At 62.4% G+C, this 19631-nt stretch carries 13 protein-coding genes; 11 read left to right on the top strand and 2 right to left on the bottom strand.

The annotated features are described in order from the left end of the window. Positions 1-57 precede the first annotated feature (57 nt). Entirely contained in the window at positions 58-7095 is a 7038-nt protein-coding gene (locus AC1DB0_RS12685; RefSeq protein WP_476758678.1) for an autotransporter outer membrane beta-barrel domain-containing protein, read from the top strand. Between the two features lie 126 nt (positions 7096-7221). Here AC1DB0_RS12685 and AC1DB0_RS12680 read toward each other — a convergent pair whose 3' ends face one another. After that, a complete protein-coding gene (locus AC1DB0_RS12680) occupies positions 7222-8469 on the bottom strand; it encodes an MFS transporter (protein ID WP_476756992.1) in 1248 nt (415 codons plus the stop codon). Between the two features lie 57 nt (positions 8470-8526). Between AC1DB0_RS12680 and AC1DB0_RS12675 the strand changes: the two genes are divergently transcribed. The 7 genes from AC1DB0_RS12675 to AC1DB0_RS12645 all read left to right on the top strand — a co-directional run bounded on the left by AC1DB0_RS12675 (position 8527) and on the right by AC1DB0_RS12645 (position 15190). Next, entirely contained in the window at positions 8527-9519 is a 993-nt protein-coding gene (locus AC1DB0_RS12675) for an AraC family transcriptional regulator (protein WP_476756991.1), read from the top strand. A gap of 171 nt (positions 9520-9690) precedes the next feature. Next, positions 9691-9813 carry a hypothetical protein gene (locus AC1DB0_RS12670; RefSeq protein WP_476757092.1) on the top strand — a complete coding sequence of 41 codons (123 nt, stop codon included), beginning with the start codon at positions 9691-9693 and terminating at the stop codon, positions 9811-9813. A 201-nt stretch (positions 9814-10014) separates the two neighbouring features. Next, entirely contained in the window at positions 10015-11373 is a 1359-nt protein-coding gene (locus AC1DB0_RS12665; protein WP_476756990.1) for an MATE family efflux transporter, read from the top strand. Positions 11374-11493: 120 nt separating this feature from the next. Continuing rightward, positions 11494-12444: a GlxA family transcriptional regulator gene (locus tag AC1DB0_RS12660; protein WP_006385423.1), complete on the top strand. Its 951-nt coding sequence runs from the start codon at positions 11494-11496 to the stop codon at positions 12442-12444. Positions 12445-12572: 128 nt separating this feature from the next. Then, positions 12573-13331, top strand: coding sequence for an SDR family oxidoreductase (locus AC1DB0_RS12655; protein ID WP_346552744.1), 759 nt, complete (start codon positions 12573-12575; stop codon positions 13329-13331). A 57-nt stretch (positions 13332-13388) separates the two neighbouring features. Further along, a complete protein-coding gene (locus tag AC1DB0_RS12650) occupies positions 13389-14582 on the top strand; it encodes an MFS transporter (RefSeq protein ID WP_088589717.1) in 1194 nt (397 codons plus the stop codon). A gap of 68 nt (positions 14583-14650) precedes the next feature. After that, positions 14651-15190: a carboxymuconolactone decarboxylase family protein gene (locus AC1DB0_RS12645; protein ID WP_441371313.1), complete on the top strand. Its 540-nt coding sequence runs from the start codon at positions 14651-14653 to the stop codon at positions 15188-15190. A gap of 193 nt (positions 15191-15383) precedes the next feature. Here AC1DB0_RS12645 and AC1DB0_RS12640 read toward each other — a convergent pair whose 3' ends face one another. After that, positions 15384-16331, bottom strand: a complete 948-nt coding sequence (locus tag AC1DB0_RS12640; RefSeq protein ID WP_476756989.1) for a LysR family transcriptional regulator — start codon at positions 16329-16331, stop codon at positions 15384-15386. A 122-nt stretch (positions 16332-16453) separates the two neighbouring features. Between AC1DB0_RS12640 and AC1DB0_RS12635 the strand changes: the two genes are divergently transcribed. From AC1DB0_RS12635 to AC1DB0_RS12625, 3 genes are all read left to right on the top strand, one after another. Further along, positions 16454-17461 (top strand): LLM class oxidoreductase, encoded by a 1008-nt coding sequence (locus AC1DB0_RS12635; protein WP_476756988.1) that lies wholly within the window; start codon positions 16454-16456, stop codon positions 17459-17461. Between the two features lie 30 nt (positions 17462-17491). Next, the gene (locus AC1DB0_RS12630; RefSeq protein ID WP_476756987.1) at positions 17492-18481 is read left to right on the top strand and encodes a zinc-dependent alcohol dehydrogenase family protein; all 990 of its coding nucleotides are present in this window, start codon (positions 17492-17494) and stop codon (positions 18479-18481) included. 91 nt (positions 18482-18572) lie between these two features. Further along, the gene (locus AC1DB0_RS12625; RefSeq protein WP_476756986.1) at positions 18573-19565 is read left to right on the top strand and encodes a zinc-dependent alcohol dehydrogenase family protein; all 993 of its coding nucleotides are present in this window, start codon (positions 18573-18575) and stop codon (positions 19563-19565) included. Positions 19566-19631 lie beyond the last annotated feature (66 nt).

The following is a 19631-nucleotide window of genomic DNA, read 5'->3' as shown; positions in this document are numbered from 1 at the left end:
GCGACGTATGAGCGACCTGCAATTGATTTACGCCGGCTACACAAGGACGGAATCGACATGACGGATCGCCAGTTTCCCACCGTGCTGACTGCACTCAGCGCCGCTATTGCAGGCGCGTTGCTCTCGGCCACGGCGTCGGGCCAGACGACGCTGCCCTGCTCAGGTAGCGCTGCACTCAATTGCCAGGTGTCTGGGACCTATTCCCAAGAGATATTCGTCCATCCCACTGGAAATAATTCGCCGGTGCCCACGATGACAGTTGGCGCGACGGCCGACGTTACCGTTTCGGTGCAGGCGTCCACCACGGCGGCGCTGAAGATCTTGTCGTTCGGTGATAACGGCAACCCCAGCGGCACGCTGACCGGTGGCGATACGCAAGGTTTAACCGTTACCAACAGCGGAAATCTGACGCTTCAAGGTAGCTCGACCGCCATCAGCGGGGACTTCTATGGCCTGTTTGCCCAGATGCTGGGCGGCAACGGCGTGAGCAGCAATGATGGACATGATGGGGGCAATGGCGGCGTGGCAGGCCGGTCGCCGGCACAGATTTTGTCGCTGACCAATAGCGGCGCGATCACCATGACGATGCCAAGCGTGAGCGTCACCCAAGGCGYAGCCTTATCTGCACTGTCCGAAGGCGGTGTGGGTGGCGAGACGTCGGAAGGCAGCGGGGGCGCAGGCGGTCAGTCTATGGGTGTCACGTTGGTCAACACGGGCGGCATCAATGTCACGCTGACGGGGACCGGTAGTTACGCAGGGATTCAGGCCGTCAGCAAAGGGGGCTCTGGGGCGTCCAATAGCGAAGGCAACGGCTTGGACGGTGGCGGTGGGGGCGCCGTGTCCGTGATTAATTCCGGCGCGGTCGCACTGAATTGGAATTGGAATAGCGGCAGTGACAGCGGCTCCACGCTATACGGCATTCAGGCTCAGGCGCAATCGGGCGATGGCGGCACCGCAAGCCTGGACGGCAATGGCGGCAACGCGGGGCAGGGCGCCGCGCAATTGATGAGCGCGTCGATGACGTTGAATGCGGGTGGAAACGTCAAGGTGACCCAAACGGGCGCGCCGCCCGGCACGGGGGCGGGAGCCGCAGTCATCATCAAGGGCGGAAAAGGGGGGGATGCCCCCTCCAATCACGATGACGTGATTGGCGGCAACGGCGGCGATGCCGGTCAGATTCAGTCTGGCAAACCCGTGTCATCCGCGTCGGCGCAATTTACGGACACGGATGCAAGCGTGACCACATCCGGCGACAAGGTGTCGGCGATTGTGGTCACCACGACGGGCGGTAACGGTGGCGGCAATTTCAGCACGGGAAGCTACCACGACTTGAACGGCGGACGTGGCGGCATCGCAGGCGATGGCAGCATCTTGGTCTCTGCATTGACGACTGCCATCACCTTCTCGACAGACGGCTCAACGGCGCCTGGCGTCGTCGCCTTGCTGCAGGGTGGGGCAGGAGCCGCTGGCGGCTTTTACGGCGGTGACATTGCGGGCCTGGGTTCCAGCAATGCGGGTAATGGCGGCGCTGGCGGCAATGCTGGGCAAATCAATATTGCGCTGAACGGGCAGTCCCAACTGCCGATTACCGTCAAGACAACCGGTAGTGACTCGGCGGGCGTGTATGCGTTCACGGGCGGCGGCAAGGGCGCGGATGGCGGCGCGTTGTCGGGCACGATCGGCGGCGGGGCGGGCGGCATCGGAGGCGCGGGCGGCCGCAGTGGTGACGTGAACGTGACCTTGGCGTCGACGGTGCTTACCACGCTGGGTGACAACTCCCCCGGCGTGGTGGCCCAAAGCATCGGCGCCAGCGGGGGAACAGGCGGCACCGCCTCTCAAACGGTGGCCAATGGCGCGCCGGGGGGCGCGGGCGGATCGTCCGGCAACGTCAGCGTGTCGATCGATGGCGCCTCCACCATCACGACGCAAGGAGTTGACGCGATTGGCATATTGGCGCAGAGCGCCAGTGGAGGCGGAGGGAATGGCGGGGGCAGCGATGGCGAATTGGGCGGAACCGGGGGAGCGGGGGGCGCGGGCGGCAACACCGKGGCGGTCACCGTCAGCAATAACGGTGTCATCACGACGTCGGGCAACACCGCACGCGGCATTCTTGCGCAATCGCTCTCCGGATCGGGCGGAGCGGGCGCGGATGGATACGGTGTCTTCTATAGCGGCGCGGGAACGGGCGGATCAAGCGGCGAAGTGGGTACCGTCAACATCACCAACATCGGCACGATCTCGACCGCGGGCAGTAATGCGCAAGGCATTCTGGCGCAATCGGTTGCGGGCGGGGGCGGTGCGGGCGGTCAGGCGGGCGGGCTGATTTGGTCGGTTGGCGGCAACTCGACAACCAACCCGTTTACGGCCAATGGCAACTTGGTTTCGGTGAACGGTTCATCGGGCAGCATTACGACCACGGGCACCGCCGGCATCGGTATTTTGGGGCAGTCCATTGGCGGGGGCGGCGGCGACGGCGGCGGCTCGACTGGCATCGTCAGCATCGGGGGAACAGGCGGTCTGGGCGGCGCGGGCGGGGTGGCCTCTGYCAACCTCAGCAGCGTCAAAATCGCCACGAGTGGAGACGGCGCGCACGGCATCGTCATGCAGTCGGTGGGCGGCGGCGGCGGGAATGCCGGCAACGCCGGCAGCACGGGGCTGTTTGTATCGGTGGCCTTGGGCGGGACGGCGGGCGACGGTGGAGCCGGCGGCAATACGTCGGCCAATCTGACCAATACCACTATCAGCGCATCGGGAACCAAAGCCGCCGGGTTAATCGCGCAGTCTGTCGGTGGCGGGGGCGGCACGGGCGGGCAGGCATTTGCGAGTTCGGTCGGCATGGGGTTTTCCGCTTCTGTCGCACTCGGCGGCACAGGCGGATCAGGGGGAAATGGCGCCCCGGTCTCATCGCAAATGATTGGGGGAAGCATCGCCACTGGCCAAAATCCGCTATTGATATTCGGCGCTGGCGCGTGCGGCGGATCTTGCGCCCCGATTGCCTACAACACACTGCCGGTTGACGCCTATGGCGCGGTGGTTCAAAGCATTGGTGGCGGCGGTGGGCTGGGCGGCTCGGCATCGGCGCAAGCGCTGGCGTTGTCGGTTCCTGTCGTCCCAAGCGGCAGTGTTCAGTTTGCGCTCGCGTCGGCGGTCAGCATGGGCGGCGCTGGCGGCAGCGGTGGAGACGGTGAATATGTCACTTTTGCGGCGTCTCAAGGGGCGCAAATCACCACCAGCGGGCAAGGCGGAACCGGCGTACTGATTCAAAGTATTGGCGGAGGCGGCGGTGCAGGCGGCGATTCGTCGGCGCTTGCTGCCAGCGCGGGCTACGGGACTCTGCCGGACGAGGCGATCTCGCTTTCCGTGACGCCCACGTTCACGGTGGGCGGGTCGGGCGGCGTGGGCGGCAATGGCGCTGCGGTCTCGATGGCGCTGGGTGGCTTGATCAATGTCTCAAACGGCGTAGCAAGCTTCACGCCGGATGCGGCGGGCACGTCCACATCCCGTATCACCACCTTTGGCGACTACGCGAATGGCGTCAAAGCCCAGTCGATAGGCGGGGGCGGGGGCGATGCGGGCTTTGGCACGGGAAATACGCAGGCGTTTGGCAGCGGTTATAGCCTGACGGCCAATGTGTCGCTGGGTTCGACGGGTGGCTCAGGCGGTGACGGCGGCGCGGTGCAGGTGCAAGTGCTTCCCACCGCCGCCATCACCACCTATGGCTCGGGCGCGATCGGTGTAATTGCACAAAGCATCGGCGGCGGCGGCGGCACCTCGCAAGGCGGATCGATCAACGTCGGCATCAGCGCCAGCAATATTTCGCCGACAGCGAACCTCGCAGTGGGTACGAAGGGCGGTGGCGGAGGCAGTGGCAGTACCGTCATCGTCGACGTTGATGGAAGCATCATCACAAGCGGGGGCGACGCGGTGGGGGTGTTGGCGCAATCCATCGGTGGCGGTGGCGGCCTGGGTGGTTCAGCCGGCTCAGATGCGTCAGCCGACAACCCGGTCATTGCAGCCACTTTCGTGCGCGCAGGGGTAACCAACATCACCAACGCAGCCGTTGCCGATAGCGCTAGCGGCGCGCGGGTATTCAAGGGCTCGTTCAGCGTGGCCCTGGGCGGCACGGGAGGCGCCGGCAATACCGGGGGCGCTGTGACCGTGAACCTGGGCGCTGGCGGCTTCATTCAAACGGCGGGCGACTGGGCCAGCGGCATCGTCGCCCAGAGTGTTGGGGGGGGCGGTGGCAAGGGCGGCATCGCCGCAGCAACCGGCATTGCCCACCTGCCGGACGTGACCATCAATTCCAACGTCACCCTTGGCGGATCGGGCGGTTTAGGCGCCGATGGCGGTCAGGTCACGACCAACCTGTCGGGTGGCGCGATCAAGACGGCGGGCTATGCGGCGTCGGGCGTGCTCGCGCAAAGCATCGGCGGCGGTGGCGGCTGGGGAGCCGACGGGTCGGACAAGTCTGGCGGGCTGTTTTCAGTGGGCAGCGGTAACGGCGGCAGCGGTGTCGCTGGCGGAGTCGGCGGCAATGTCACCTTGGTCACCAAGAACAGCAATACGATCACGACCACAGGCGAAGGGGGCTTTGGCGCGGTGCTGCAGTCGGTAGGCGGCAGTGGGGGTTATGCCGGTTCGGGCAGCGGGCAAACGCTTGGCCTGGGGCCGCTTGCCATGCCGGCCACCCAGTTGGTTAGCGGCAGCCAGGCAAGCTATAACTCTGGCGGCGGCGGCACTGTGGCCTTCCAGGACCAAGGCAGCATTACCTTCAACACCTATGGCAATAACGGTTTCGGCATATTGGCGCAGAGCATTGGGGGCGGTGGCGGCATCATTGCCAATTCCCAAGCCCAGCTTGCATCCAGCGTTCAAACCAGCATCTATGGTTCCAAGCCGTTTTCAGATAGTGTTTCTGACGGTGGCGCGGTCAACGTGACCTTGGGCGCGGCCAGCAGAATCAACACATCGGGTACCGGTGCTCACGGTATCGTCGCGCAATCGGTGGGCGGCGGGGGCGGCATCATCGGCCTGCCGAACACCGGGGCGATATTGACAATCGACCGCAGCAAAGTCGGTACATTGACGCCGGGGTCTGGAAGCGGCGGAGATGTCACCGTGACGGTGCCAGGCACCATCTCGGTCACCGGCGATGGCGCAGTAGGCATCCTGGCGCAAAGCGTAGGCGCTGGCGGTGGCCTGCAACTGGGCACTGATGGCAACTCCGTCTACGCGGGCTCCGCCATGAGGGGCGTCATGAACGATGCCACCGTCACGGTGAATGTGCCCGCCAGCGGCTATATCGGATCGCACGGCATGAACAGTGTTGCTATCTTTGCGCAAAACACCAATGGCAGTGGCGGTGTCAAGATGACGATCGATGGCCTGGTCGTGGGCGGCGGCGGCCCCGGCGCAAGCGTATGGATCGACAGCGTTGTCGACAGCACGCTTACCATCGGTCAAGGCGGTGAGCTGACACAGGTACAAGAGAACGCCATTCTTGCAACGGGTAGCGCGCTTGGGGTCACCAACAATGGAACGATCCAAGGCTCCGTGGCGTTGAATGGGGGCAAGATGGTCAACAACGGCAGTGTGATGGCCGGCGTGGAATTTGAAGGCGACCTCGTCAACAATGGCTTGGTTGCACTCGGCGGCAAGGAAGGAAGGCTGCTGGGGTATCAACGCACACGGTTCGCGCAAACCACGTTGACGGGTGACTTCTCGCAAAGCGCGTCGGGCGTCTTGCAAGTGGGTGCGGATTTCAACGCGCTGGTGTCCGACAAACTGCTCATCAACGGCCCGGCCACGCTTGATGGCGGCGTGCTCATCGCGCCGCGCGCGTTGCTGCCAAAGCGTGAGCTGTCGGTATTGACGGTGAATGGCACGCAGGCCGGCGCGCTCATGGCCGTGGATTCACCCGTGTTCGATTACTCCGCCCGGCAAAGCGGCCAAGAGACGTATGTCCATGTGGCTAGCGCCAACTTCAACGCCAACTCCATGGGACTGGCGGGGAATCAATCCGAAGTGGGCAAGCACCTGCAACAAGGTTGGGATCTGGGTGGCAGCAGTGCGCTCTCGACGCTGTACGCCGTCTTGGACACCGCATCCAGAACCGGCGCGGGCGAATACCAGGCGCGCCTGACGGACTTGTCGCCAGGCGTGGCCTTGGCGCCGGCTGCGCAGATGCAGTTTGCGATGGCACGGTTCACCGGCGCGATGATGTCTTGCCCCACGTTCAATGCCGCGGACTCGTCTACCAAAGAACAGAACTGCTTCTGGGGTGAAGTCAGCGGCCGCCGCACGAAGCAGGATGGGGTCGACCGCACATCAAGCTTTAGCTACGACAGCACAACGTATCAGTTTGGCGGTCAGCGCGAGATTGCACCCAACACATTTCTGGGTGGTTCCATGGCATACCAGAACTCCCGCCTGGCGGGTGATGACCGTCGTGTCAGCGGATCGGGCGATGCGGGTTACGCCGGTATCGTGCTCAAAAGGCAAGTGGATCAGTGGACGTTTTCGGGTGCACTGGGCGGCGGGTATGGTTCGTACGATATGGACCGGAACCTGAACATTGCGCGCTACGGCAATACGGCCAAGAGCAGCCCGAATGTGTATAGCTTTGGCGCACGGCTGCGCGCCGCGCGCACCTTCGCGCAAGGCAGCTTCTATCTGAAGCCCTATGTAGACCTGGATGCCACGTACTCCCGCATGCCGGGCTACACCGAGTCGGGCGACGCGTTGCGCTTGAAGGTCGATGGCAGCGACCAGTTCGTGCTGGGCGTGGCCCCGACGCTGGAGCTGGGTGGGCGAGTCGACCTGCCCAACGGCGCAATGATGCGGCCGTTTGCATATGCCGGCGTGTCGTTGCTGTCGGAAGACGGCTGGAAGACCAAAGCGCGTCTCGACGGGGCGCCTGCGGGCGCGGGTTCGTTCACAACCTCCATGCCAACTGACAACGTGATCGGACGCGTGGGAGCCGGCTTCCAAGTATTGAACGCCGCCGGTCTGGACTTCCGCTTGCAGTATGACGGCGAGTTCGCCTCCAAGGGCAGCAGCCATGCGGGAGCTCTGAAGGTATCGATGCCGTTTTAGGCAGTGTGCCGCTGCGGGAGTATGCGCCGCATGTTCATCGTGACCAAATAGCGCATTTGTGGCGGTGCGCCAGCACCGGTTCACCAGGGGCGACGGCTAGGAAGGCGGCCTTTTCTGGCAACCGGGTCACAGATGAATGGCGGGCGGCGCGGCTGCACCCATCGAAGGCGAGGGTACTTTTACGCGCATCCAGATGAAGAGGCCGGCAAACAGCATGAGACACCCTCCTGCAACGAAAACGCCTTCAATGCCCCTCAGGCTGAACATTGCACCGCCTGCTGCGGCGCCTATGGCGATTGAGGACTGCACCGACGCTACGACCATCCCGCCCGCACTTTCGGCTTGATCCGGCACGGCGCGCGCGACCCAGTTTGACCATGCAACGGGAACGCCTCCGAACGCGAGGCCCCACGCTGCAATCAGCGTTGCCTGACCCGGTATGGACGCCGGGAAAAGCGCCATCGCCAAGGCGCTCCCGCCGACGAGGGCCGGCATCAGAGCCAAGGTGACATACAAGCTACGCTGCATCAGCCAACCTGCCAGCATGGTGCCTGCGAAGTTCGCAATGCCGAAGCCAAGTAGCATCAGCGCCAGGCCGTTCGTTCCAACGCCCGCAGTGCTTTCCAGGAACGGCCGGATATAGGTAAAGAGAGCGAAATGGCCTGTATGCGCCAAAATGCAGCCAAACATTCCAAGGGCAATTCCGGGCCGCAAGAGCACGTCCAAAATCGTTCTGAGCCGGGCGGGCCGGCGCGGCGCCATGCGCGGCAACGTGAACCATTGGAACGCCAGCGTCAATACACCTACTGCCGCAGCGGCGACAAAGGCGCTGCGCCATCCGAACTGGCCGCCAAGATAGCTCCCCAACGGTACGGCGACCACTGTCCCCACGGCAATGCCGCTAAAGATGATGGATAACGCGCGTGGCAGGAGCGCCGCCGGTACCAATCGCATGGCGACAGCTGCCGCCATGCTCCAGAACCCTCCTAATGCGATCCCGAGCAGGACGCGCATCAAGAGCAGCACCCACATGCTCGACGACGCCGCAACCAGCAGGTTGGACACAATCATTAACGTGGAAAAGCCCAGCAGAACCGTACGCCGATCGAGGCTGCGGGTAAGACCGGGCACGAGCAAGCCTGCGAAAAGCGCCACCACCGCAGTGACCGTCACTGCCTGACCCGCCATGGCTTCTGATACGCGTAAAGCTTCCGCCATGGGCGTCAGGAGGCTTGCCGGCAAGTACTCCGCGGTCAATAGGCCGAATACACCCATCGCCAGCGAGAACACTGCGGTCCATGCGGCTGACACCGGCTCAATGTCCACCGGGCTGGCTGAACCTTCGGGGTTGGAAAGATCAACAAAACTACGCATTGCACTCATCCAAGAAAATCAGTGAGTGCAGTCTAGGACTTGGAATCGGGATGATCTATGATGTTCCGTACTGAATTTTTGATAGAAAATCCGATGTCGTTGTCGCACGATTACGCTCTTCCTCCGCACCTGATCAGTGAGTTGCTTACCGGAATGCGTCTGCGCGGGGTGCAGTACCGGCGTGTGCAGACCGGGCCCAGTTTTGGACTGAGCTTTGAAGCGAAGGCTGGCCACGGTTTTTTCTACTACTTGGCTGTGGGCTCGGCCGTACTACGTACCGAGGCGGGCGGCTTGCACAAGTTGAGCGCCGGCAATGCGGTGTTTCTGCCTCATGGGCAGGCTCATCAATGGCTTTCCGCCGAGGACGCCGACTTGCAAGATATCGAGACGCTTGAAGCCGCCTTGATCGGCAATTCCGTGACCGACGTGGATGCCTGCCCAAGTACCAGCATCGTACCCAGCGCAATCTTCTTTTACGGTTGCATGGAGTTCGACCTTGGCGGCATGCGGGCTCTGGGGCAACTGATGCCGGACGTCATGTGCGTGAATGCCGACAGCGACCGCTTTCCTGGCATGGTCCCAATCCTGTCCGCGATGAAAGGCGAAATCTGTTCCCGACGCGTGGGGTTTGCGGACATTCTGGCCCGATTAGCCGAAGTGGTCGCCGCGATGATTGTCCGGGGATGGATCGAGTGCGGTTGCGACAATGCCTCCGGCCTGGCCGCAGCGCTGCGTGATCCAAGGCTTGCTCGCGCCATTCTCGCCTTGCATCGCCAACCAGCCCGAGATTGGAAATTGGCTGAGTTGGCGAGCGAGTGCCATATTTCTCGCTCTGTTTTTGCCGAGCGATTTCATGCCACGGTGGGAACGCCACCTTTGCGCTACGCCAACGAGTTGAAGATGCGTCTTGCCAGGCAATGGCTGACGCACGACAGGTTGCCGATCGACACGGTAGCTGAACGCTTGGGATACACGTCGCAGGCAGCATTCAGCCGTGCGTTCAAGCGTGTTACCGGTCTTCCCCCAGGCTCTAGCCGAAATGCGCGTTGAACTTCCACGTAAGGGCCCACGCAGACAGCGTTGGCCGGAACGGCGGTGGATAGCAACGCATCACGCATCACGCATCGCCTTCGCCCTATGTTCGGCCAAGGAAGGCTAATGGACAGCATGCAACCAACGTCCGATTCTGGCCGATTAACGTCGTAGCGGAAGTTCGATTGGATAGCCGAAGGCAAGCTCAGAGTGCTTATCGTAGGCGAGTATCCACTTGCCGAAGCCGCAATGGCCCCCGTAGAGATGGCAAGCCGTTTCACCGTGGGCAAGCTGCTACTGCACATGGCTTGAAACTGAAGACGCTTCAGCGCGTGGGCGCATGAGTCAGATGTGGGCTGGTTTGAGCAACCGGGGAAATCGGGTGAGTCCAGCCTGACCCCATCGTTTCGCATCTGACTATCAGCATGGCGCGAATTGCCGTGTATTCGACATTCCCGCCAACACGACATTGGCCTATTCTGCGCTCGCCCAGAACCGTCTTCGAGTGCCGTCATGACCGCGCAGACCGATTCCCGCAGCCGTGACGTCCAGACCGAGCGCCTGCTGACCGCCCCGATTTTGCCTGTGATGTTGTCGCTTGCCGGCCCGACACTGCTGGTGATGCTCAGCCAAACCTTTGTCGGACTGATGGAGGTGTGGTTTCTCTCCCAGCTCGGTGAAGACGTGCTCGCTGGCGTGTCGGTTGTGTTTCCACTGCTGGCATTGACGACGGCGCTTGCGACCGGCGCGGTCGGTGGGGGAATGCTTGGCGCAGTTGCGCGGGCGCTGGGGCGCAACGACCGCGTGCAAGCCAACGCGCTGGTTTGGCATGCTGTCGCCATTGCGGTGGCGTTTGGGCTTGTCACGGCAGGGCTCGTCTTGACTTTTGGCTCCGCGGCGTTCAGTGCCATGGGAGCTAGCGGCGAAGCGCTTGCGCACGCCGACCACTATGCCGCCGTCGTCTTTGGCGGCGCACCGCTGATATGGCTGTTCAATGCACTGCTGGCGGTCATTCGGGGCAGTGGCAATGTGCGCTTGCCGATGCGGGTGGTGTGCGGCGGCGGCGTCATCCTGATACCGGTATCGTGGCTGCTGATCTTTGGCGCGGCAGGCTTTCAGGGGCTGGGCGTGACAGGCGGCGCGTTGGCAATGGTTTTGTATTACGCCGTTGGTAGCCTGGTTTTCGCAATATATCTTTGGCGTGGCCAAGGGGTGCTGCAGCCGGCCGCCAGACCGGTGCGGCTGCAACGTCGGCTATTTGCCGAAATTCTCAAGGTCGGCGGCGTGTCGGCCCTTATCGCGACAAGTACCAATCTCACCATCGCCATCGTTACCGGCTACGTTGGGGCGTACGGTCTGGCGGCCGTGGCCGGATACGGCGCGGCTGCGCGATTGGAATTCTTGTTGGTGCCGCTCAGTTTCGGCATCGGCGGGCCTGCCGCGATCCTGATTGGCACCAACGCGGCGGCAGGCAGGATCGATCGCGCACGCCGCGCCGCGTTGATCGCAGCCTGTCTGGGGTTCGGCGTTGCCGAGACTATTGGGTTGGTGGTTGCGATATGGCCCGAGTTATGGCTGGGCGCGTTTTTGACGGACCCCGAAAGTGTGGCGACGGGAAGCGTTTACCTGCGCCATGTTGGCCCCTTTTTTGGCTTCTTCGGGCTTGGATTCACCCAGTACTGCGCCGCGCAAGGCACCGGAAAGATGGCGGTACCGTTGGCGGGGGCCTTGGCGCGCACGGTGGTGGCGTTGTGTGGGGGGCTGATCGCCACCACGCAGACCGGGCTGTTCGTCAGCGTGGGCCTGGGTATGGCGGCTTTTGGTGCGGCGGGGCTTTATGCGCTGCTGCGCGATTGCCGGAAACAGGAATAACGAAGGATGGCTTTCGACGTCCAAATGGCGCAACAAAGTGGGCCGATATTTTTCAACAACGTGGATGCCGTTCCCCGTGCCGGATTAAGCTGATCTTTCATTGCCTGAAAAGGAAGCATGATGCGGCACGTTGGTTTGATCCTGGAAGATGGCTTCCAGCTGATGGGTTTGGCGGCGCTCTCTGCCTTTGAGCTCGCCAATACTGAGCTGGGCGATAAGGGCTATCGGCTGACGGTGCTCTCTGAAAAAGGCGGCACGGTCAGGTCGTCCATGAACGCAGGTATCGAAACGACGCCGCTAGGTGTCATACCCGATACCCTGATGGTTGCCGGCCAATTGGCGCCCCAGGATATTTCGCCCGGGCTGCGTGCGTATCTCGCCCGTGCGGGGGAACAAGCCCGCCGGGTGGCTGGGGTATGCACAGGCGCTTTTGTACTAGCGCACGCCGGTCTGCTTGACGGCCGTACCGCCACCACGCACTGGGCGCATGCGCCGGCGCTTCGGGCGCGCTTTCCGAAGGTCAGGGTCGAAGAGGACCGAATTTTCATCCGTGACGGCAACATCTGGACGTCGGCGGGAATGTCATCGGCCATCGACCTGACGCTTGCGCTGATCGAGGACGACCATGGGGCTGCGCTTTCCCGGGCACTGGCTCGTAGGCTTGTCGTCTACCATCGTCGCCACGGCGGGCAATCGCAATTTTCGGCGATGCTTGCGCTGGAGCCTCGCTCTGACCGGGTAAAGCGCGCGCTGGCCTACGCCCGTGAAAACCTGCGCAATCCCTTGTCTGTCGAAGAGCTTGCCGAGGCTGCCAGCCTGTCACCGCGTCAGTTCAGCCGGGTATTTCGCGAAGAAACCGGGCGGTCTCCGGCCAAGGCCGTGGAAATGCTGCGCTTGGAGGCTGCGCGCGTCATGTTGGAAGACGGTCGTCACCCTTTGGAAATCGTGGCGCGTGACACGGGTTTTGCTGACCGTGACCGAATGCGGCGCGCCTTCCTGCGCAACCTTGGCCAGCCCCCGGCCAGCGTGAAGCGGAGCCTGGTGTCGATGCAAGACCGCGACGCCGCCTGACTGACCTTGGGCGGCCTGCTTATAACCCGTGTCCGTTTTTGCCGGATCTATGGCATTTGAGACTTCACCCGACCCGCGCATAGTACGTCCATCGAAGGCGCTATCCAGGCGCAATACAAGGACAAATCATGCAGATGACGGGCAACACAATCTTTATCACGGGCGGCACCTCGGGCATTGGCCGCGCGCTTGCCGAACAGTTTCATTCCCTGGGTAACAAGGTCATCATCGCCGGGCGCCGTCAGGCGCTGCTGGATGAAGTGGCGGCGGCCCGTCCGGGGATCGAGGGCGTCGCCCTGGACATCTCGGATGCGGCCGACATCGACCGCGTTGCCGCGCAACTGATCCGCGACTACCCGACGCTGAATGTACTGATCAACAATGCGGGGATCATGCCGTTCGACGATCCTTCGGGCCGGATCGATGATGCCGTGTCGCGCCAGATTCTCGACACGAACCTGCTTGGCCCGATCCGGCTGACCTCTGCGCTGATCGAACACCTGAAGGCGCAGCCGCGCGCGACGATCATTCACAACACCTCGGTTCTGGCCTACGTGCCTATCGCCACCAATGCCGTCTATTCCGCTTCGAAGGCGGCGCTGCACTCGTATGCCTTGTCGCAACGCTTCATGCTCAAAGGCACCAGCGTGTCCGTCCAGGAAATCGCGCCTCCGTGGGTCGACACCGACCTGATCAAAAAGAGCGGTGACCCTCGCGCCATGCCGCTGGACGCCTTTATCGCCGAAACGATGAAGGGGCTGGCGACCGACGCACCGGAAGTATTTGTTGAGGCGATTCGTGCCCTGCGAGACAACCCCGGCATTGGTGAACATGCGCTGATTGACGGTTTCAACACTGAAATCGCCGCCAATCCCATCCCCGTCTAAGACGCCTGATAGGCGGGCTTGCGCCCGCACAGACTGCATTTTTAGGAGAGTTGCGTCATGACCGCAACGCTTGCCGACGATTCGCGCACGGTGTTGCTGCCGGCGGGATTCCTGGCCTTGGGAACGTTCGCCATTGGCACCGAAGGCTTCATGATCGCGCCCTTGCTGCCGGTCATGGCGAAGGACTTTGCGCTGCCCGTTCCCACGGTCGCCCTGTTGGTGATCGTGTTCACGCTGGTGCTGGCATTGTCGTCGCCGGTGACCACCGTGGCCACCGGCCGCATGGCGCGCAAGCAGGTGCTGCTGATTGCGATGGCCCTGTTCGCCATTGGCAACGTCGTGGCCGCGCTGTCTTCGTCGTTCACCGTGCTGATCGCCGCGCGCGTGCTGATGGCCATTGCGGCGGGGCTATATGTGCCCGCCGCCAATGGCCTGGCCGGCGTCATCGTCCCACCCACGATGCGGGGGCGTGCGCTTGCCATTGTCAGCGGGGGGCAGACATTGGCCATCGCATTGGGCCTGCCGCTTGGCGGACTGATCGGCCATGCCTTCGGCTGGCGGGCAACCTTTCTGCTGGTCGGCGCGATGAGCCTGGTGGCCATTGCAGGCATTTTGACTGGCATCGACCGTGACGCGGGGCAGGGCATCGCGGTGGCCAGTTTGCGCGAACGTGTCTCGGTGGTGGCGCAGCGTTCCGTGTTGCGCTTGCTGGCGGTCAGCCTGTTCTGGTCGATCGGCGCCTTTGCTGCCTACCCGTATATCGCCGAGTATCTGAGCGCCGTGTTGGCCTTTGGTCCATTGGAGATCACAGCGTCTGTCTCGCTCTGGGGGCTTTGTGCAGCGGCTGGGGTCATGACGGGTGGGGTCCTCAATGATCGCTTCGGGGCTGACACGGTGGTGCGCGGGTCGCTCGTGCTGTTGGCGTTGTCGTTCCTGGCTTTGGCCGTTGCAACGACGCTGCCATCGGGCGTTTCGTTGGGTCTGGTGATGGTCGCCGTGGCTGTGTGGGGCTTCACCGTGTGGTCATTCTTTCCCGCGCAGATGGCACGGCTTATCGGCGCGGGCGTCCCCTCGCAAGCGCCCGTTGCGCTAGCGCTTAACACCTCGACGATGTATTTCGGATTTTCAATCGGCAGCGCCCTGGGGGCCACCGTGTTGGGCGCTGGCGCCATTTGGGCAATTGGCGTCGTGGCGGCCATGGCGGAACTGATCGCCTTGGGCCTGAACGCCGCCATTGCGCGTAGAGCTTGAATTTCTCTGGATCGGCGGGTTCACCGCTGCCGGTTTTCAGCAACACCACTTTGAAAGGAACCAAGAAAATGACTTCCCGTATCAATACGCCCGCCGCCGCTAGCGCCTCCGGCGAAACCGCCGACGTTTTCGCCGCTATCCGCAAAGCGGTGGGCATGGTCCCCAATGCCTATGCGGCCATTGGCGCCTTGAATACGCCCGCACTTAAGGCGATGCTGTCCGCCGACGCGGTGCTGGCGCAAGGTGTCCTGTCCGCGCAGGACCGGGAAACTATCAAGTTGGCGGTGAGCGCGATTGCCGGTTGTGACTACTGCGTCGCTGCACACAGCTTGGCGGGCAAGGCGTCGGGCCTGCCCGTGGACACCGTGCGCGCCATCAGGGCGCTGCAGCCGACCGGCGATGCAAAGCGCGATGCGCTGATCCAGTTTGTCCGGCACCTTCAAGAAGGCCGAGGCACCCTCGACGCCGAGCAACTCACGGCCTTGCGCTCGGCGGGCTTTCCAGACGCGGCCGTCGTGGATATCGCATTGGCCATCGCCGTCATCACGTTTACGAACGTGTTCAATCGTGCGAATGACACCGTGGTGGACTTTCCAGAACTGAAGTGATGGGAGTGACGGGGGAACTAGAGCAGTAAGGAGGGGCGGCCGAGTCGGGTCGATGACCGTTCCCGACCCATAGCGGGCGCCCCGTCAGCAATGAAAGCGGACAGTGGGGCACTGCTGCAAGCTGCCCAAATGTTCGATGAAAACTCAGCACACCTGAGTTGCAGGCTTTTGCGCCCTCCCGTGAAGCAGCACGTCATCGTCCAATCTTCGGCGGCGGCCGGACGATCAGTGGGTTTAGCCACTCCCCTACAGAATCCGCAACGACACCGACTACCCAATCGACAAATACCCGCACTTGCGGTGCCAGGTGCTGCCGGTTGGGATACATGAGCGAGAGGGGCCAGAGGACAGCGCGCATTGCGGGTACCACCTCAACGAGCGCGCCGCTCGCAAGGTGATCTGCGACCACCATCCCAGGCACCTGGATCAGGCCGAGTCCATTCAGCGCGCAGGCAACAAACGCCTCGGTATCGTTGACCATGATGCCGCTGCGCAGGGTGAACTGAGGCAAGTCCATGTCACTAGGCAGGGACCAAGCGACGGGCCTATGCCCGCGCCCAGAGAAATAGTTCACCGCTTGATGCTGCTTCAGTTCTTCAACCGTATTTGGGATTCCATGTACGGCCAGGTAAGCCGGCGATCCGCAAACCACCATCGTCATCGAGGCAAGCTTGCGCGCGATCATGCTGGAAGGAGCAAGGTCTCCTATCCGCAACACGCAGTCGACTCCATCTGCAAGAAGGTCGACTGGCTGATCGCTCACTCCGAGGATGACATCCACTTCCGGATAGAGCGCCTTGAACTCCGGAATTCGATTGATGATGAGTGGGCGTGCGAGCGCTACCGGTATGTCAACGCGCAATCGACCGGTGGGCGCGAGAGAGTTGCCGCCGAACATATTCTGGGCTTCAGTGATGTCGGTCAGCAGGCGGGTCGCTCGATCATAGAAGCGTTCGCCCTCCGCCGTTAGGTTGAGCCGGCGTGTCGTCCGCTGAAGTAGCCGTGCGCCTAGCCCAGATTCCAGGGCATTGATCGCGTTTGTGACGCCCGGCCGCGCCATTCGCAGTGCCTCGGCGGCGCGCGCGAAACTGCCGTTGTCAACGACAGACACGAAGATGCGGAGCTGCTGCGGGAAATCCATCACCTGAGACTATTACGGATCTAGATAACAATCAAGTACTCACAGGGTGTCTTCCGGTTAACAGCGCCAAACCCTATTCTTGCTCCATTGGGTGGCATCGCTGCCTCAACGGGAAAGTGAAAATGGCTGAAGGACACGCAAACGAGCTTGCCAGGGCGGCAGTTCAGTGGAAATCGCGCTGGGCTGAAACGGTCCAGCCTCCTGTGGGATTCTCGCAGGTCTTCCAGCCGGACACACTGACGTTTGGCTTCATCGCACCGCTGGAAAGTTACCCTGACCAGCCTGCGCCGACGATGCGCAATCACTTGGCCCTTGCACGTACGGCGGATGAGGCCGGCTTTTCCGCCATCTGGCTGCGAGATGTCCCCTTCTACGACCCCGCATTTGGAGATCTGGGGCAGGTCTTTGACCCGATGTCCTATGCCGGCTTCCTGGCTGCGGCAACCAAGCGAATTGCGATCGGCACTGCTGGCATCGTCCTGCCCATACGCGATCCGCTCGCAATTGCCAAGCAAGCGACGACGCTTTCACATCTGACAGACGGCCGTTTCATTCTGGGTCTGTCCAGCGGCGATCGTCCTGCCGAATACCCCGCGTTTGGTGTCGATTTCGACACCCGCTCCGATCGCTTTCGTGACGCCTACGCGCTGATCCGTGCCGTTACCGAAGGGTGCTTTCCCCACTACCACTCCACGCACTTCGGCACGCTGGATGGCTCACTGGACCTGGTGCCTAAGCCGCAGGGCGGTCGTCTGCCGATCATTGCCGTCGGCCGGGCAGGCCAGAGCGTCGAGTGGCTGGCGCAGAACACCGACGGCTGGATCTGGCACCAGAGCGATTTCGCGCGTCTGGGCGAAGTTGTCGCGACCTGGCGGGGCTCAGTCCCCGGTTCGCTGTTCAAACCTTATGGCTATGGCACGTTCTTCGATCTCGATAGCGACCCTGACGCGCCACTGAGACCTGTCCGAGGTCTTTCGATCGGGCGCAAGGCGTTGATCGACCTGTGGCGCCGACAGCGTGATCTTGGCGTCAACCACGTCGCGCTCAACCTGAAGATGGCCCGCAGGCCAGCCGTCGAAATCATGGATGAGCTCGGCGAATACGTTCTTCCCCTATTCACTGCCGGCTGATCGGCACATTCGATAAATAAAGGAAAGTTTATGACCCGCGTTGTTCGCTTCCACCAGTACGGCACTGCAGACGTGCTGCGCATCGAAAACATTGACGTCCCCGCACCCGCTGCGGATGAGGTGCAGATATCGGTCCGTGCCATCGGCCTGAACCGCGCCGAAGTGATGTTCCGCAGCGGCGCCTACTTGCAAGAGGCCAAATTCCCGTCCCAGCTCGGCTACGAAGCTGCGGGCACTGTTCTGGCGACGGGTGGCGACGTCACCGGCTTCACCCAGGGCGATGCCGTCAGTGTCATCCCGACGCTTGACATGTCGCGGTGGCCCACCTATGGCGAGGTCATCAATATTCCGGCCCGGTATGTAGTAAAGCATCCGGCGAACCTCTCTTTCGAGCAGGCGGCAGCTTCATGGATGCAGTACGTCACCGCCTGGGGCGCGCTCGTCGATCAGGCGAGACTCACGGCAGATGACTTCGTCATCGTCTCGGCCGCCTCCAGCAGTGTCGGCATCGCTGCCTTCCAGATCGCACGCAGCGTCGGCGCCACAGTCATCGCCACGACCCGCACGAGCGCCAAGGCTCAAGCGCTGCTTGAAGCCGGTGCGCACCATGTGATCGTCATGGCCGAAGAGAACCTGGCCGCGCGCGTCAACGAGATCACTGGCGGCAAGGGCGCCCGCGTCGTGTTCGATCCCATCGGCGGCCCAGCCATTTCGCAGCTCGCTGATGTCATGTCCGTGGGAGGCATCCTGATGGAATACGGCGCACTAAGCTCGGACCAGGGCCCGTTCCCGCAGTTCGCTGTCCTTGGCAAGAGCCTCACCCTAAAGGGCTATTTGTACACCGAGATCGTGGGCAACGACGACGCGCTCGCGCGCGCCAAGGCCTTCATCACCGAGGGCCTGCGGACTGGCAAGCTCGACCCATTGGTGTCGCGCACGTTCCCGTTCGAGGACATCCAGGAGGCGACGCGCTTTCTGGAGTCCAACGAGCAGATCGGAAAGATCGTCGTCACCCTGTGACAAAGCCGAAGGTGCGAACAAGCGCATCTCGCTTCTTCCTCTCATTGCAACACTGGCGTCCGCACCGGGCGCCCTATAGAAAGGTATCCTCATGGCACGCGCAATTCGCTTTCACGAAACCGGTGGACCTGAAGTTCTCCGAATTGACGAAGTCCCAACATCTGAGCCCAAGAGCGGTGAAGTCCGGATCCGGGTTCACGCGCTCGGTCTCAACCGCGCTGACAGCATGTACCGTACCGGGCGATACGTGATCGAGCCAAAATTTCCCGCAAGCTTCGGCTATGAGGCCGCTGGCACGATCGACGCGGTCGGCCCAGACGTTGACGGGTTTGCAATCGGCGATCCGGTCGCGGTCATCCCGGCCTTCATGTTCGACGAGTACGCTGTGTTTGCGGATCTGGCGATCGCCCCGGCCCGCGCGGTCGTGAAGCTTCCGGCCGGGGTAAGCTGGGAGAAGGCGGCAGCAACCTGGATGCCCTTCACCACAGTCTGGGGGGCACTGATCGACATCGCGAACCTCGGTGCCGGTGACTTCGTCGTGCTGGGCGCTGCCTCGAGTAGCGTCGGCCTCGCCGCCATGCAGATTGCTCATCATGTGGGCGCCACTCCAATCGCGATCACCCGTAAGGGGGAGAAACTCGAAGAGCTGAAGAGCGCCGGCTTCACTTATATCCTGCAGACCGGTGCGGATGACATCGAGCGCGAGATCCTCAGGATCACCGACGGGCAAGGCGCTCGCGTCGTGTTCGACCCGGTCACGGGTCCTGATTTCGAGCACATCATCAAGGCCACTTGCAAAGACGCCATTGTCTTCATCTACGGCGCATTGAGCCATGACGCGACGCCGATACCGGTCATGCACATTCTCGGCAAACACACCACCATCCGGGGGTACGAGTTCATCGAAGTCACGAGCGACGACAGCAAGCTGGCGCGCGCCAAGGCCTTCATCACTCAGGGGATGAGTGCTGGTCACTTCAACGCCCAGATTGCTCGCACCTTCAAGTTCGAAGATGCCGTGGACGCCTATCGCTACCTCGAATCAAACAGCCAGTTCGGGAAGATCGTTCTGACGCTGGAGTGAGAGGTCGTTGATACCAGCGCTTTGACGTTGACCCAGTATGAACTACTGAAGCGAGCGGCATGAAAG

The sequence above is a fragment of the Achromobacter sp. 10T422 genome, from assembly GCF_056394065.1.
Note: the sequence above shows the minus strand (reverse complement) of the source record. Positions and strands in the feature narration are given on the sequence as shown.